Annotated in this window: 11 protein-coding genes; 7 read left to right on the top strand and 4 right to left on the bottom strand. The window is 71.0% G+C overall.

Annotation, left to right across the window (positions count from 1 at the left end; translation table 11 throughout):
- The first annotated feature begins 21 nt into the window (after positions 1-21).
- Positions 22-1,152 (top strand): thiolase family protein, encoded by a 1,131-nt coding sequence (locus QI633_RS17730; protein ID WP_282426539.1) that lies wholly within the window; start codon positions 22-24, stop codon positions 1,150-1,152.
- A gap of 88 nt (positions 1,153-1,240) precedes the next feature.
- Positions 1,241-2,476: an amidohydrolase family protein gene (locus QI633_RS17725; protein WP_282426538.1), complete on the top strand. Its 1,236-nt coding sequence runs from the start codon at positions 1,241-1,243 to the stop codon at positions 2,474-2,476.
- 86 nt (positions 2,477-2,562) lie between these two features.
- Here QI633_RS17725 and QI633_RS17720 read toward each other — a convergent pair whose 3' ends face one another.
- Genes QI633_RS17720 through QI633_RS17710 form a run of 3 tightly spaced genes read right to left on the bottom strand, consistent with a single transcriptional unit; the run spans position 2,563 to position 7,578 of the window.
- Complete coding sequence (locus QI633_RS17720) at positions 2,563-3,867, bottom strand: aminotransferase class III-fold pyridoxal phosphate-dependent enzyme (protein WP_282426537.1); 1,305 nt, start codon at positions 3,865-3,867, stop codon at positions 2,563-2,565.
- 3 nt (positions 3,868-3,870) lie between these two features.
- Positions 3,871-5,904 carry a hydantoinase/oxoprolinase family protein gene (locus QI633_RS17715; RefSeq protein ID WP_282426536.1) on the bottom strand — a complete coding sequence of 678 codons (2,034 nt, stop codon included), beginning with the start codon at positions 5,902-5,904 and terminating at the stop codon, positions 3,871-3,873.
- Between the two features lie 3 nt (positions 5,905-5,907).
- Complete coding sequence (locus QI633_RS17710; protein WP_282426535.1) at positions 5,908-7,578, bottom strand: hydantoinase B/oxoprolinase family protein; 1,671 nt, start codon at positions 7,576-7,578, stop codon at positions 5,908-5,910.
- Positions 7,579-7,696: 118 nt separating this feature from the next.
- Here QI633_RS17710 and QI633_RS17705 point away from each other — a divergent pair, with 118 nt between their 5' ends.
- Positions 7,697-8,506, top strand: coding sequence for a 3-keto-5-aminohexanoate cleavage protein (locus QI633_RS17705; protein WP_282426534.1), 810 nt, complete (start codon positions 7,697-7,699; stop codon positions 8,504-8,506).
- 8 nt (positions 8,507-8,514) lie between these two features.
- Positions 8,515-10,686 carry a malate synthase G gene (locus QI633_RS17700; RefSeq protein ID WP_282426533.1) on the top strand — a complete coding sequence of 724 codons (2,172 nt, stop codon included), beginning with the start codon at positions 8,515-8,517 and terminating at the stop codon, positions 10,684-10,686.
- A 64-nt stretch (positions 10,687-10,750) separates the two neighbouring features.
- Here QI633_RS17700 and QI633_RS17695 read toward each other — a convergent pair whose 3' ends face one another.
- Positions 10,751-11,956, bottom strand: a complete 1,206-nt coding sequence (locus tag QI633_RS17695; RefSeq protein WP_282426532.1) for an LLM class flavin-dependent oxidoreductase — start codon at positions 11,954-11,956, stop codon at positions 10,751-10,753.
- Between the two features lie 156 nt (positions 11,957-12,112).
- Here QI633_RS17695 and QI633_RS17690 point away from each other — a divergent pair, with 156 nt between their 5' ends.
- From QI633_RS17690 to QI633_RS17680, 3 genes are read left to right on the top strand one after another with little or no spacing between them, the layout of a single operon-like run.
- The gene (locus QI633_RS17690; protein WP_282426531.1) at positions 12,113-13,027 is read left to right on the top strand and encodes an LLM class F420-dependent oxidoreductase; all 915 of its coding nucleotides are present in this window, start codon (positions 12,113-12,115) and stop codon (positions 13,025-13,027) included.
- A complete protein-coding gene (locus tag QI633_RS17685) occupies positions 13,014-13,877 on the top strand; it encodes an SMP-30/gluconolactonase/LRE family protein (RefSeq protein ID WP_282426530.1) in 864 nt (287 codons plus the stop codon). Before QI633_RS17690 ends, QI633_RS17685 begins: the two co-directional genes overlap by 14 nt.
- Positions 13,874-15,166 carry an LLM class flavin-dependent oxidoreductase gene (locus QI633_RS17680; RefSeq protein WP_282426529.1) on the top strand — a complete coding sequence of 431 codons (1,293 nt, stop codon included), beginning with the start codon at positions 13,874-13,876 and terminating at the stop codon, positions 15,164-15,166. Before QI633_RS17685 ends, QI633_RS17680 begins: the two co-directional genes overlap by 4 nt.

The raw sequence follows: 15,166 nt of genomic DNA, 5'->3' as shown, positions 1-15,166 counted from the left end.
GAGCCGATCCGAGGATTCGTCATGCCCGAGAACAGTCGTCAGCCCGTCATCGTTGGGGCGTTCAACACCCGCCAGGCCCGGGTCCTCGAGGGCGAGACCTCGCACCGGGTGACCCTTGCGGCGATCAAGGGGGCGCTGGCCGACGCGGGCCTGGAGCGCTCCGAGGTCGACGGGCTCAACATCCTGCCGGGGCTGGACTACCAGAACGGGACCCGGGCCTTCGGCTACGCGCTCGACATCCCCTACTTCTGGGTCGGCCGACAGGCGCCGGGGCCGGCGTCGGTGCTCGAGGCGGCCGCCGCGATCCGTGAGGGAGTGTGCGACGTCGTGGTGCTCGCGGCGGGCGAAGCGGGGATCCACACCGACCGGACGTCCGTGGCGCCGTGGACCCGCCCGTCCAACGAGTTCATCGAGTGCTGGGGCCTGATGACCCCGGCCGAGTTCGCGCTCTCGGCGCAGGAGTACCTGCACCGCTTCGCCGTCGACCCGGTCAAGATCGCCTACGTCGCCTCGGTCATCCGCAACAACGGGGCGCGCAACCCGGAGGCGATCTACTACGGCCGCGGCCCGTTCACGCCGCAGGACATCCTCGACTCACGTCTGATCGCGGAGCCCTACCACCTGCTCGACTGTGCGATGACGGGCGAGGGCGGCTCGGCGCTGGTGCTCACCACCGCCGAGCGGGCCCGGGACCTCCCGGCGCAGGCAGTGACGGTGCTCGGTGGTGGCTCGGAGAGCTGGGGGCCGTCGTACACCCACCCGCCGACCTACGACCGGGTCGGGATGCTGGGGCGCAGGGCAGCCGACCGCGCCTTCGCCCAGGCCGGACTGGCGCGCGCGGACGTCGACGTCTTCGAGCTCTACGACAACTTCTCGTGGGAGATCATCCGCTACTTCGAGGCCTTCGGATACTGCGCGGTGGGCGAGGGGGCGGACTTCGTCGCCGACGGCACCATCGAGATCGGTGGCACGCACCCGATCGTCACCGACGGCGGCACGATGGCGCACTCCCACACAGGCGAGTCGCAGCGTCACCAGCGCGTGGTGCAGGCGGTGCGCCAGCTGCGGGGGACCACCTCGGCCAACCAGGTCGAAGGCGCCCGGACGGCACTCGTGGCAGCGCTGGGGGACGTGATCCTGCTCGGCGCCTGACCTTTCGATATCTGGTATATCGAGATATCGTATGTCATTGCGGTGGGCAGCGGCCCACCGTGCCCGACCGCGAACCGAGAGGCCTGCCATGAGCGCCGCAGAACTTCCGCAGATGATCAGCGTCGACGACCACATCATCGAACCGCCCGACCTCTTCGAGCGCTGGCTGCCGCAGAAGTACCGCGACCGCGCGCCCCGCGTGGAGCGGCGGATGATCAGCCGCGCGTCCACCCTCTTCAACGGCCTGGTCGAGGACCCCGACGGGGACCCCGGCGACGTGTGGTTCTTCGGTGACTCAGCCTACGTGCTGCGCCGCCCGATCCTCATCCTCGACGGCGTCGAGACGACCGCAGCGATGCGCGGCAACGAGCCCGCGACCTACGACGAGATGCACCCGGCCTGCTACGACCCGAAGGCGCGGGTCGAGGTGATGAGCACCCAGGGCGTCGAGGCGTCCCTGGCGTTCCCGACCTTCCCGCGCTTCTGCGGCCAGGCGTTCAGCGAGCAGACCGCGGACGACCGGGTCTTCGGTCTGGCCTGCGTCGAGGCCTACAACAACTACATCGTCGAGGAGTGGGCCGGCGACTCCGGCGGTCGCCTCATCCCGCAGCCCGTCGTGCCGCTGTGGGACCCGGTGCTGGCCGCTGCCGAGGTGCGGCGCAACGCCGCCCGCGGCGTGCGGGCGGTCGCGTTCAGCGAGATCATCGGCCACCTCGGCTACGGCAGCATCCACAGCGGCATCTGGGACCCGTTCTTCGCGGCCTGCGAGGAGACCGGGACCGTGATCGACATGCACATCGGCTCGTCGTCGAAGATGATGCCGATGCCGCCGGACGCCCCCGACGTCATCACCACGACGACGCAGTTCACCAACTCCTACGTCTCGATCGCCGACTTCGTGTTCTCCGGCGTCCTGGTACGTTACCCGGACCTCAAGCTGGCCTACTCCGAGGGACAGGCCGGCTGGCTGCCCTACGCGATGGAGCGGATGGACCACGCCTACCAGCACCACACGTGGAGCCACGGCGAGCAGCCGATGCCCGAGTTGCCGTCGTACTACATCCGGCGCAACGTGTTCGGCTGCATCTTCGCCGACCGCCACGCGATCGAGCAGGCCGAGAAGATCGGCGTCGACAACATCATGTTCGAGGTCGACTTCCCCCACGCCGACGGGCCGTACCCACACACGGCCCAGCACGTGGCCACTCAGTTCGCCGGGGTCGACTCGGAGACGACGTACAAGATCCTGCGCGGCAACGCGATCCGCGTCTACGAGCTCGACCTCGACCGCGACCGGGTGCCCGCCGCGGCCGCCCTGGTCTGACGCTCGCCCCACGACAAGGGCGCCCCGAGCACTCGACCGAAGGTCGAGTGCCCGGGGCGCCTCGTCGTCACCGGGTGAGCTCCGGGTCAGCTCAGGATGGCGCGGTGACGCTCCACGACGGCGCGCAGCGCGGCCAGGAAGGCGTCGTGGTCCGCGGGTTGCAGCGCCACTGACAGGGCCAGGTAGCCGCGGCGCGCGAAGTAGCACCCGTGCAGGATCATCTCCAGGTGCAGCAGCGCGCGCTGCGCCTCCGCAGGGACGACGTCCTCGACCGCGGTGATCGGCGTCGACTGGAAGTGCAGGGCGATGATCGAGCCGATGCCGGTGGCCTGCATGGCCACGCCGGCCTCGGCGAAGACCGCATTGGTCCGCTCCCGGAGCCGGTCGCCCGCGATGTTGTGGGCCACGGCCACCTCGGGGGTCCACACCTCCCGCAGCCCGGCGGCCCCGGCGGCCATCGTCAGCGTGTTGTTGTTGAACGTGCCGGGATGGCTCAGGCCCCCGGGGCGTGCCGGGTCGTAGCGCTCCATCAGCTCGCGGGATCCGCCGAACGCGCCGAAGCTGAACCCGGCGCCGAGGTACTTGCCGAAGGTGGTGAGGTCGGGCTGGAGCCCGTGCACCTCCTGCAGCCCTCCCGGCGCGAGGCGCGAGGTCATCACCTCGTCGAGGATGAACACGGCACCGACTTCGCGGGAGGCCTCCTGCAGCAGGTGGAGGAAGGCGGTCGACCCCGGGATGGCGCCGGCGCCCCCGAGCATCGGCTCGACGATCACGGCGGCGAGCTCGCCGCGGTGCCTGTGGATCAGGGCACGGGTGCCCTCGACGTCGTTGAAGGTGCCGACCACTGCGGGAAAGGGGACGTTCACTGGTGACGCACCGCGGAAGCTGAGCACGCCGCCGTGGTAGCCGCCCGAGAACACCAGGACGTGGCTGCGTCCGGTGACCGCCCGCGCCGTCGCGATGGCCATCAGGTTGGCCTCGGTGCCCGAGTTGACGAAGCGCAGCAGGTCCACCGAGGGGAACCGCGCGGCCAGCAGTGTGGCGAACTCGCCCTCGTGCTCGTTGGGGCCGCCGTACGCGATGCCCGCGTCCAGTGCACCGCGGGCGGCCCTCATGATCGCGGGGTGCGAGTGCCCGTACAGGCCGGCCGAGTACTCACCGAGGAAGTCGGTGAGCACGTGGCCGTCCAGGTCGGTGAGGTGCTGGGCGCTTGCCGACGCGAAGGCCAGCGGGAACGGGCTGTAGTACAGCGAGGTGCGTGTGTTGCCGCCGGGGAGCGCCCGTCCGGCGTCGATGTACGCCGCGTGGCTGCGGGGGTTCGCCGCGCCGAAGCGTTCCTCGGCGTCGGCGAGTGCGGACTGCAGGGCCGTGGTCGTGGTGCCGGTGGACATGGTTCAGCCGATCCGCACGTCGAGCCAGCCGTGGGGGGTCACCACGGCCGAGTCCTGGGCGCCGATGAGGACCGAGGTCGTCGGCGTCTCGAAGATCGCCGGGCCCTCGATCCTGTGGTCCTGCGGCAGCTCGTCGAGCGTGTAGACCGGGACCTCGCGCCACTCGCCCAGATGGATCTTCTGGGTCCGGGCCGCGACCACCTCGCTCGCAGCGGTCCGCAGCGGCTCGGCACGCAGGTCGGGCAGCTTGCCGATGGCGGTGGTGCGCGCGTTGACGATCACCACCTCCTGGCCCGCCGCGTGGTAGGCGTACAGCTCCTCGTGACGCTGGTGGAACAGCTCGGACACCCGTGTCACGAGGTCCGGCGCGTCAAGCGGGATGTCGTCGACGGGGACGGTGATCTCGTAGATCTGCTCGCCGTAGCGCATGTCGAGCGCCCGCCTGATCTCCACCTCACCGTCGAAGTCCGCGAGCCGCGCGCGGCCCTCGGCCTCCATCCGGTCCAGCAGCCCGCGCAGGTCGGCCGAGGTCAGCGTCGCCGCCTCGCTCACGTGCGAGCGGACCAGCTCGTGGCGCAGATCGGTCGCCAGCATGCCCCACGCGGAGAGGACGGACGCGACGTTGGGCACCACGACCCGGTCGATCTCGAGCAGCCGGGCGACTTCGGCGACGTGCAGGCCGGCCGCGCCGCCGAACGAGATCAGTCCGAACTTACGGGGATCCACGCCGCGCCGGACCGAGACGAGGCGGATGCCCTCGGCCATGGTGGTGTTGACGACCTTGAAGATGCCCTCGGCAGCCGCCGTCGACGTGGTGCCGAGCTCGGCGCCCAGGCGGGTCATCGCGGCCTCGGCCGCGGCCAGGTCCAGGTTCATCCGGCCACCGAGGAAGCTGTCGGGGGCGAGGTAGCCGAGGATCACGTTGGCGTCGGTCACGGTGGCCGTCGTACCGCCGCGGCCGTAGCAGGCCGGACCGGGCAGCGCCCCCGCGCTCTCGGGGCCGACATGCAGGATGCTCCCGACGGTGCGGGCCATCGAACCGCCGCCGGCGCCGAGGGTGTGGATGTCGAGGGTCGGCAGGGACACCTTCGCGATACCGACCTGCTTCTCGGAGGTCAGCTGCGCCTCGCCGTCCTGGACGAGGGCGATGTCGGTGCTGGTGCCGCCCATGTCGAAGGTGATCAGGTTGGGCTGGCCGAGCAGCTCGGCCGCGTAGGTCGCGGCCGCGATGCCGCCCGCCGGACCCGAGAGCACCGCGCCGGCGGCGAGCCGGCTGGACTCGGCCAGCGTCGCGAGACCGCCGTGCGAGTGCATGATCATCACCTCGCCGGCGTAGCCGGCCTCCTCGAGGCGGCTGCTCAGCCGGGAGAGGTACGACGCCAGCACGGGCCCGACGTAGGCGTTGACCACCGTCGTCCAGACCCGCTCGTACTCCTTGATCTGGGGGAGCACCTCGGAGGACAGCGAGACATAGGTGTCCGGGAGAGCGGCGGCCAGGGCGCGGCCGGTGCGCTCCTCGTGCTCGGCGTTGCGGTAGGAGTGCAGGTAGCACACCGCGATCGCGTCGACGCCGAGGTCGGCGACCGCGCGCACGGCCTCGTCGAGCGAGTCCTGCTCGAGAGCCGTGGAGATGGTGCCGTCGAACGTGGTGCGCTCGCGCACGCCGATCCGCCGCACGCGGGGCACCAGCGGCGTGGGCGGCGCCATCCGCACGTTGTAGCGGTCCTCCTTGAGCCCCTCGCGCATCTCGATGACGTCGCGATGGCCCTCGGTGGTGAGGAGGGCGACCTTGGCGCCCTTGGCCTCGAGCAGGGCGTTGGTGGCGACGGTCGTGCCGTGCACGATCCGCTCGGTCTCGGCCAGCATCCGCTCGCGGGAGACGCCGAGCTCACCGGCCAGGACGGCGAGACCCTCGAGCAGGCCGTCCGAGGGATCCGTGGGTGTCGAGGAGGTCTTGGCGATCACGATCCGGCCGTCCTCGTCGACGGCGGCCAGGTCGGTGAACGTGCCGCCGATGTCGATGCCGATGCGGTACATGTCTCAGGCTCCTTCGGAGTGGGTGGTCGAGGGGGCGGCCGCGCTGACGAAGCCGTTGCGCAGGTCCTCGGCCCGGGCCTCGGCGTCGCGCTGCCCGGGGCTGCCGTAGCCGCCGCCGCCGGCCGACTCGATCAGGAAGGTCGCGCCCGCGGGGACCTCGATGTCGACCTCCTTGGTGCGCAGCACGCGCTCCTCGCCGTCGGCGAGCAGGCGGTAGCGGTGGGGGAGGCCGTCGTGCCCGCCGGCGATTCCGTACGACGGGTGACGCACGCCGTCGCCGGCCGTGTTGGCGACCGCAGCGGCGGTCGTCTCCATCTTCAGCCGCAGCACCGTGCCGGCGCCGCCGCGGTAGCGGCCGTCGCCGAACGAGTCGGGACGGAACTCGTGGTGCTCGAAGAACAGCGGGAAGCGGTTCTCCGCGACCTCGATCGAGCCGAACTTCGAGCTGCCCATCGCCTGGCCCTCGCCGGCGGTCTCCCAGCCGTCGCCGGCGAGGGAGGCGCCGCCACCGGGGCGCGCATGGAAGAGGTGCCAGATGAACTGCTTGTCGGTGCGCGGGTCGGTGCCCTTGATCGCGATCCGGAACCGCCGGCCCCACCCGGCGATGACCCGCTCCGGACAGGCCTGGACCATCGCCTTGATGATCGCCTCGGAGATCTCCTGCGCGCAGTGGTTGGTGGCGAGGGTGACCGGCGCGGGGGCCTTCGCCCACACGACCGTCCCCTCCTTCGCCGTCACGTCGACCACGCGGAAGGTCCCCGAGTTCTTGGGGGTGTGCGGCTCGATCAGGAAGGACAGGGCCATATAGACCGCCGACATCATGTTCGGGTACGACGAGTTGATGAACCCGCTCACCTGCGGGTGCGAGTCGGTCAGGTCGACGTGGAGGGCGTCGTCGTCGACGGTGACCCGAGCCCGGACATGCACGTCCTCGGTGCCCTGGCCGTCGTCGTCGAGGACGGCCTCGCCGACGTAGGTGCCGTCCTGCCACTCCCGGATGCAGGCGCGGGCCTCGGCCTCGGCGCTGTCGAGAATGTCCTCGATGGAGGCCAGGATCGTGTCCACGCCGTACTCGTCGATCAGCTGGTGCAGCCGGCGCTCGCCGACCCGGGCCGAGCCGATCATCGCGCGCAGGTCGCCCAGGAAGTCGTCGGAGTGGCGCACGTTGGTGGCCACCATGGCCATCACGTCGTCGCGCAGCTCGCCGGCGTCGTACAGCTTGAGGGGGGTGATCCGCACGCCCTCCTGCCAGATCTCGGTGGCCGCGGGGTTGTAGGCGCCGTGCGTCGAGCCGCCGATGTCGCTTTGGTGCGAGCGGTTGATCGACCAGAACAGCAGCCGGTCGCCGTGGAAGACGGGGACCAGCGCGGTGAGGTCGGGCAGGTGGTTGCCGCCGTGGTAGGGGTCGTTGAGCAGGTAGACGTCGCCCGGGCGGACCCGGTCGCCGAAGAAGTCGGCTACCGCCTCGACAGCCCACGGCATCGACCCGACGTGGATCGGCACGTGCTCGGCCTGGGCGACCAGGCGGGCCTGGTGGTCGGTGATGGCCGTCGAGAAGTCGCGACTGGAGTTCAGGATCTGCGAGTAGGCGGTGCGGAGCATCGCCTCGCCCATCTCCTGGACGGTGGCCGTGAAGCGGTGCATGACGACGGAGACGGTGATCGGGTCGGTCACGGGCGGCTCGCATTCGGGTCAAGGGTGGCTGATGTCCGAGATCCAAGATATCGTACGCCAGATATCATTGGGAAGTGGCGGCGCGGTCTGCCGCACGAGAGCGAGAGCCGAGTCGAAAATGAGCGTCATCATCACCGTCGCCCCCACCGGGCCGATCGCGTCGAAGGCGGACAGCCCGCACCTGCCGACGCAGCCCGAGGAGATCGCGGAGCACGTCGCCCGGGCCCACGCGGCGGGCGCCGCGGTCGCGCACCTGCACTTCCGCGACGCGCAGGACCGGCCCACGGCCGACCTCACCATCGCGCGACGCACCATGGAGGCGATCGCCGAGCGGTGCCCCATCTTGATCCAGCTCTCGACCGGCGTCGGCCTCACGGTCCCCTTCGAGGAGCGGGAGGCCCTGGTCGAGCTCGCGCCCCAGATGGCGACGCTCAACCCGTGCACCATGAGCTTCGCCGACGGGGAGTTCCGCAACCCGCCGGCCGACGTGCGCCGGCTCGCGGAGCGGATGCGGGAGCTGGGCGTCAAGCCCGAGCTCGAGGTCTACGACACCGGTCATCTCGACGCCTGCCTTCGCCTGCGCGACGCCGGGCTGCTGGAGGGCCCGCTCCAGTTCAGCATCGTGCTGGGGGTCAACGGCGGCATGAGCGCCACGGCAGAGAACCTGATGACCATGGTCCGCCGGCTGCCGCAGGACGCGATCTGGCAGGTCATCGCGATCGGCCGGGCCAACCTCGAGCTCACCGCGATCGGGCTGGCGCTGGGCGGCAACTGTCGCGCCGGCCTCGAGGACACCCTCTACCTGCGCAAGGGCGAGCTGGCGCGGGACAACAGCGACCTGGTCGAGCGAGCGCGCCGCCTGGCGACCGACCTGGACCGGCCGGTCGCGTCCGTCGACGAAGCCCGCGTCCTTCTGGGCCTGGGCTGAGGCGAACGATGTCCAACCGTACCCGTGTCGGCACTCTCGACGTGGCCGAGGAGCTGTACCGCTTCGTTGAGACCGAGCTGCTCTCGGCGATTCCGATCTCGTCCGGGCAGTTCTGGGGAGCGCTCGAGCAGGCTTGTGCTGAGCTCGCTCCCGTCAACGCCTCGCTCCTCGAGGAACGTGACCGACTGCAGGCGCTCATCGACGGCTGGCTGGGTGCCGCGACCGCCGCGCCCACGCCGGAGGAGTCCGCTGAGTTCTTGACCTCGATCGGCTACCTCGTCGCCCCGCCGCCCCCCTTCGAGATCCAGACGACCGGGGTCGACCCGGAGATCTCGGAGGTGGCGGGTCCCCAGCTCGTCGTTCCCGTCTTGAACGCGCGCTTCGCGCTCAATGCGGTCAATGCCCGGTGGGGATCCCTCTACGACGCTCTCTATGGCACCGACGCTCTGGGCTCGCTGCCACGGGGTGCCGACTACGACCCCCGGCGCGGCGGAGAGGTGGTCCGGCAGGTCCGCGAGGTGCTCGACGAGGTCGTGCCGCTCGATACGGGCAGCCACGCCACGGCGCTCGCCTATGTCGTCGGTGCCGACGGGCTCGAGGTCCGTCAGCCCGACGGTGGGGTGGCCCGGTTGGTCGACCGCAGCGCGTTCCGCGGCCACCGTGGCGATCCCGCGGCCCCGACCGCGATCCTGCTGCGCCACCACGGGCTCCACCTCGAGATCGTGGTCGATCGCGAGGGACGGGTCGGGCGCGATGACGGCGCAGGCGTCGACGACGTCCTCCTCGAGTCCGCGGTGACGACCATCGTCGACTTCGAGGACTCGGTCGCCGCAGTCGACGCTCAGGACAAGGTCCGGGCGTACCGCAACTGGCTCGGGCTCAACCGGGGCGACCTCGAGGAGGTCGTGGTCAAGGGAGGCACGCGCTCGGTGCGAGGGCTCGTCCCCGACCGTGACTACCTGGGCCCTGGAGGTGCCCCGTTGACCCTGCCTGGACGTTCCCTGATGCTGGCGCGCAACGTCGGTCACCACATGCGCACCGACGCCGTCCGGGACTTCTCGGGTGCCGAGCTGCCCGAGGGCATCCTCGACGCGTTCGTGACGGTGGCGGCGGCGTTGCCCGGGCGGGGGCCGGCCGCGGCCCGTCGCAACGGCAGCACCGGTGCGATCTACGTGGTCAAGCCCAAGATGCACGGGCCGGAGGAGGTGGCCTTCACAGCTCGGCTGTTCGCGATGGTCGAGGACGGCCTTGGCTTGCCGCGCTGCACGGTGAAGATCGGAGTGATGGACGAGGAGCGCCGGACCTCGGTCAACCTGGAGGGCTGCATCCACGCGGTCCGTGACCGCATCGTGTTCGTCAACACCGGCTTCCTCGACCGCTCGGGTGATGAGATCCACACGGCGATGGAGGCCGGGCCGCTGGTCCGCAAGGCCGAGATGCGGGCGCAGCCGTGGCTCGCGGCCTACGAGGACCGCAACGTGGACGTGGCCCTCGCCGCCGGCTTCAGGGCCCGCGCCCAGATCGGCAAGGGCATGTGGGCGATGCCGGACCTGATGGCGAGCATGCTCGAGCAGAAGATCGGGCATCCGCTCGCGGGCGCGTCCACCGCCTGGGTCCCGTCGCCGACCGCTGCGACGCTGCACGCCCTGCACTATCACCGGATCGACGTGCCCGCACGGCAGGACGAGCTGGCGAGCCGGGAACGACGCCCGGTGACCGACCTGCTGCGCCTGCCCGTGGTGGACGCTTCCCAGCTCTCGCCGGCCCAGCGACGGGCGGAGCTGGAGGACAACGCACAGTCGATCCTCGGCTACGTCGTGCGCTGGGTCGACCAGGGCATCGGCTGCTCGAAGGTTCCGGATGCCAGCGGCGTGGCCCTGATGGAGGACCGGGCGACGCTTCGCATCTCGAGCCAGCTGATGGCGAACTGGCTGCGCCACGACGTCATCAGCGAGGCGGAGGTGCGCGCGGCCATGCTGGCGATGGCGTCGGTCGTCGATAGCCAGAACTCCCAGGACCCGGCCTATCGGCCGATGGCGGCGGATCCCGACTCCAGCCCTGCCTTCCAGGCGGCTCTCGAGCTCGTTCTCGCGGGGGCAGCGCAGCCCAATGGCTATTGCGAGCCGGTGCTGCACCGGTGGCGTCGCCGGGCCAAGGGACTGCAAGCTGGTTCCTCCTGATCACGACAGACGGGAGCCCTCCTGGTCACGACCAGGAGGGCTCCCGTCCAGGGTGAGCAGGACGTCAGAAGCCCAGGCTGGTGGGGGCCTTCTCCGTCTCGAAGTCGGCCCGGTCCGCGCCGGAGGTCGCGCCCTGCATGCTGATGTCGAGCGGTGCGTCCAAGGCGTGCAGCCGCGGCAGTACCTCGCTGGCGAACAGCCGCATCGACTGCTCTGCCTTCTCCGCCGAGAGGGTGCCGAACTTGAAGTTGAGCACGAACTCCTCGGCGCCGGTCGACTCCTGGATGTGCTTGAGCTTCTCGAAGACCTGGTCGGGCGTGCCCCAGGCCTGCGGGCGCGCGCCGCGCTCGACGATCGCGGCGTCGCTCGGCTTCGCCGAGCCGAGCTGGGCGTACTGCTCGTAGCCCTTGGTGTTCTTGAACCGCTCGACGTCGTCGAACTGGTAGTGCAGCCGGCTGCTCTCGCTCGACTCCAGGGAGTGGCGCGACATGAGGTCCCAGGCCTCCTCCTCGGTCTCGAAGCAGGAGGTCCGCACGACGACCGTCGGCTGGGTCGGGGCCCAGCCCCGCTCGGCGCGCACGCTGTTGAACGCGGCAACGTCCTTGCCGTACTCGTCCCAGCTCTTCTGGTTGGTCATCAGCATGCCGAGGCCGGCGTTGGCCGCGATCGGCAGCGTCTCGGGGCTGCTCCAGGCGATCCGCATCCGGTCGAGGATGCGCTGCGGGTTGCGGAAGTGCGGCCGTATGGTCGTCTCCGGGATCTGGTAGTGCTCGCCGTCGAAGGAGAACCACTCGTTGCTGAGTGCGCGCCGGAGCACCTCGAGCGACTCGTTGAAGCGGCCGCGGGCCTCGCTCATCGGCACCCGGAAGGCGTCGAACTCGCGCACCGCGGCGCCGCGACCGACGCCGAGGGTCAGCTGGCGGCCCTGGAGCAGGTTGTCGAGCACGCTGACCTGGTCGGCGATGACGAGCGGGTCGTACCAGGGCAGCACGACGATCATGGTGCCGAAGTCGATCCGGCTGGTCTTGCCGGCGAAGTAGGTGAGGTGCTGCAGCGCCCCACCGGTCATCACGTAAGGGGTGAAGTGGTGGTCGATGGCCCAGTAGGAGTCGAAGCCCAAGGGCTCGACGAGTCCCGCCAGATGCATCTCCTCGTCGTAGATGTCCTGGTCGCTGCGAGCCGGCTGCTCGCTCCCCTTGCTGAGGAACCGACCCCAGTCCGTGTAGTTCTGCCAGTTGAACTGGACCCCGACCTTCATGGAATCTCCCATTTTCGAATCGTGTTTGAATTTGGTAGCGGCGAACATAGCACCGCGCTCCGGGGACTGTCGAGACGCTCGTCGGTGCGGTTGACCGGAATGCGCCGTGGTCGTAGCGTACGGAATCAAAGGGGAGTTGAAAATGTCCAACGGTGAGGAAGTCAGCAGTTGAAGATCGGCGTTCAGTTCGCAGTCACCGGCTACACCGTCGACCCGGTGACGCTGGCGAGGTCCTTGGAGGAGGCCCGATTCGAGTCCTACTGGGCCCCGGAGCACGCCGTGCTGCCGACCCGGCCCTCGCGGACCTTCCCGATGACGGGTGGCCCGATTCCCGACGTCTACGGCCAGATGGCCGACCCGTTCGTGCTGCTCTCGGTGATGGCGGGCGTGACCTCGACGCTGCGGCTCGGGACGGGCGTGTGCCTGGTCCCCGAGCACCACCCGCTGATCCTCGCCAAGTCGGTCAGCACCCTCGACCGCTTCTCCGGCGGTCGGTTCCTGTTCGGCCTCGGCACCGGCTGGCTGCCGGAGGTGACCGACCTCTTCCTCGACCAGCCGGACAAGCCCTGGAAGTACACCTTGGAGTCGGTCGAGGCGATGAAGGCGCTGTGGCGCGACGGGCGAGCGGCCTACGACGGCGACCTGGTCCGCTTCCCCGAGCTGATCTGCGACCCGCGCCCGGTCCAGACCCCGCACCCGCCGGTGATCATCGGCGCCAGCCCGTCGCCGCTGGCGATGAGGCGCATCGTGCGCCACGGCGACGGCTGGATCGCGATGGGCATCGGCCCCGAGGGCATCGCCGCCGCGCGGGCCGAGCTGACCCGCGAGTGCGAGCTCGTCGGTCGCGACCCGTCGACCATCGAGATCTCCGTCGGCGTGCGCGACGCGACGCCGCAGGTGCAGCGCCGCTTCGAGGACGCCGGTGCCGACCGCCTGATCGTCCTGCTCTACAACCACCCCGGCCACGAGGTGCCGATCGAAGACTGGCCGGCTATCGGCGCGCAGGGGCTGACCAGCCCGCCGCCTGTCGCGGCGGACACCCTGCGCGCCCTCGAGGAGATCCAGAGCCGTGCGGGACTGTGAGACCACGCTCCTCGTGCAGGGGCTGCACTTCGCCGAGGCGCCGCGCTGGCACGACGGCCGACTGTGGCTCAGCGACATCTTCGGGCGGCGGGTGCTGACCGTCGAGGAGAGCGGCGAGGTCGCCACGGTGGCCGAGCTCCCCGACGCCCTGCCGTGCGGGCTCGGCTTCCTGCCCGACGGCACGCCTCTGGTCGTCAACATGCAGCGCCCCGAGATCCTCGCGCTCGGGCCGTCCGGACCGCGGGTGCACGCGGACGTGTCGCACCTCGCGGTCGGCGGGCTCAACGACATGGTCGTCGACGACCGCGGCCGTGCCTATGTCGGCTCGATGGGGACCCACGGTGCCCTCGTGCCTCGCCCGGTGGCGGCCGACGGCGTGGTCATCCTGGTCGAGCCGGACGGCTCCGCGCGAGTGGTCGCCGACGAGATGGACGCCCCCAACGGCCCGTGCCTCCTGCCGGACGGCGGCTACGTGGTGGCCGAGTTCCCAGCGTCGCGGCTGGTCGGGTTCACCCGGGCACCCGACGGAAGCCTGGCCGACCGCACCGTGTGGGCCGACCTGCACCCGGCTAGCGCCGACGGGATCGCCGCCGACGGCGCGGGCGCGATCTGGACCGCCTCGCCGCGCGACCACGAGTGCCGGCGGGTGCTGCGCGGCGGCGAGGTCAGCGACCGTATCCCCGTCGGCGACGCGATGCCCCTGGCCTGCGCGCTCGGCGGCAGCGACGGGCACACCCTGTTCATCCTCGCGGCCCTGGGGGGCGAGGAGGCGATCAAGGAGCGCACCTGCCGCTCGGTCGTGCTGACGGCCCGGGTCGCCGTGGGCGCTCACGCGGGCGCGCCCCGATGAGGTTCGGCCTCTACTTCCCGCTGCAGCTGCCGCGGCCCTGGGACGCCCGCGCCGAGTACCGGATCCTCGACCAGGCGCTGGACCAGGTGGCTCTCGCCGACGAGCTCGGCTTCGACCACGCCTGGGCGCCGGAGCAACACTTCACCGAGGAGTACTCGCACTCCTCGGCGCCCGAGGTCTTCCTGGCCGCCGCCAGCCAGCGCACCCACCGGATCCGGCTGGGCCATGGCGTCGCCCTGCTTCCCCCTGGCTACAACGGACCGATCCGGGTCGCCGAGCGCACCGCCGCGCTCGACCTGGTCTCCCGGGGTCGAGCCGAGCTCGGCGTCGGCGACTCCAAGTCGCGCCTGGAGCTGGAGGGCTTCGGCATCGACCCCCAGCGGCGTCAGGAGATGACCGAGGAGGCGCTGCGCCTGGTCGTGCGGATGTGGACCGAGACGCCCTTCCGCGGCACCGACGGCGTCCATGCCCGGGTGCCGACACGCAACGTGCTCCCCAAGCCGCTGCAGTCCCCGCACCCGCCGCTGTGGATGGCGTGCTCGGACGACGCGGCGATCCGCCGGGCCGCCCGCCTGGGCATCGGCGTACTGACCCACGCGTTCTACGACGTCGACGAGGCGGCGCGGACGGTGGAGCTCTACCACCGCACGCTCGCCGAGGAGTGCGTCCCGCTCAGCGACGCGGTGAACCCGCGGATCGCCATGATGAGCCCGTTCTACTGCCACGCCGATGCCGCCGAGGCGGTCCGGGTCGGACGGGACGCGGCCGGATTCCTCGGCTACGCCGTGCGCCACTACTACGCCTTCGGCCGGCACCTGCCCGGTGAGACCGACCTGTGGCAGCGCTATGAGCAGGTCCGCGAGGGCTTCGGTGGCGCGGTCCCGCTGCGCGGCGGCCACGCGATCGGTACCCCCGCCGAGGTGCGCGCCTATCTCGAGGCCTATGCCGAGGTCGGGGTCGACCAGGTGATCCTCGCGCACCAGTCCGGGCGGCTGGGCCACGAGGAGGTCTGCGCCTCGCTGCGGCTGTTCGCCGCCGAGGTGATGCCGGCGATGCGCGCGAGCCGGACCGTGGCGCGCCAGCGGCTGGAGGCGCTCGCCCCGGTCGTCGCGGCCGTCCGGGCCCGGCGGTCCGCGCTCCCCGAGTCCGTCGCAGTCGCGCCCGAGCCGGTCGACGCCTACGGACGGTCCCGCCCGGCGCCGGACCTGTCCGCCCTCACGCCCCGGGCCCGCGACCAGGTCGCCGACCTGGAGCGGATGGCAGCGATGGCCCGGGCCCTCGAGGACTGA

It is taken from the genome of Nocardioides sp. QY071 (genome assembly GCF_029961765.1).
Classification (GTDB): domain Bacteria; phylum Actinomycetota; class Actinomycetes; order Propionibacteriales; family Nocardioidaceae; genus Nocardioides.
Note: the sequence above shows the minus strand (reverse complement) of the source record. Positions and strands in the feature narration are given on the sequence as shown.

Excerpts from the sequence above, each read along its gene's own strand:
- QI633_RS17730 (WP_282426539.1), top strand. The coding sequence starts at position 22 with ATGCCCGAGAACAGTCGTCAGCCCGTCATCGTTGGGGCGTTCAACACC.
- QI633_RS17725 (WP_282426538.1), top strand. The coding sequence starts at position 1,241 with ATGAGCGCCGCAGAACTTCCGCAGATGATCAGCGTCGACGACCACATC.
- QI633_RS17720 (WP_282426537.1), bottom strand. The coding sequence starts at position 3,867 with ATGTCCACCGGCACCACGACCACGGCCCTGCAGTCCGCACTCGCCGAC.
- QI633_RS17715 (WP_282426536.1), bottom strand. The coding sequence starts at position 5,904 with ATGTACCGCATCGGCATCGACATCGGCGGCACGTTCACCGACCTGGCC.
- QI633_RS17705 (WP_282426534.1), top strand. The coding sequence starts at position 7,697 with ATGAGCGTCATCATCACCGTCGCCCCCACCGGGCCGATCGCGTCGAAG.
- QI633_RS17700 (WP_282426533.1), top strand. The coding sequence starts at position 8,515 with ATGTCCAACCGTACCCGTGTCGGCACTCTCGACGTGGCCGAGGAGCTG.
- QI633_RS17695 (WP_282426532.1), bottom strand. The coding sequence starts at position 11,956 with ATGGGAGATTCCATGAAGGTCGGGGTCCAGTTCAACTGGCAGAACTAC.
- QI633_RS17680 (WP_282426529.1), top strand. The coding sequence starts at position 13,874 with ATGAGGTTCGGCCTCTACTTCCCGCTGCAGCTGCCGCGGCCCTGGGAC.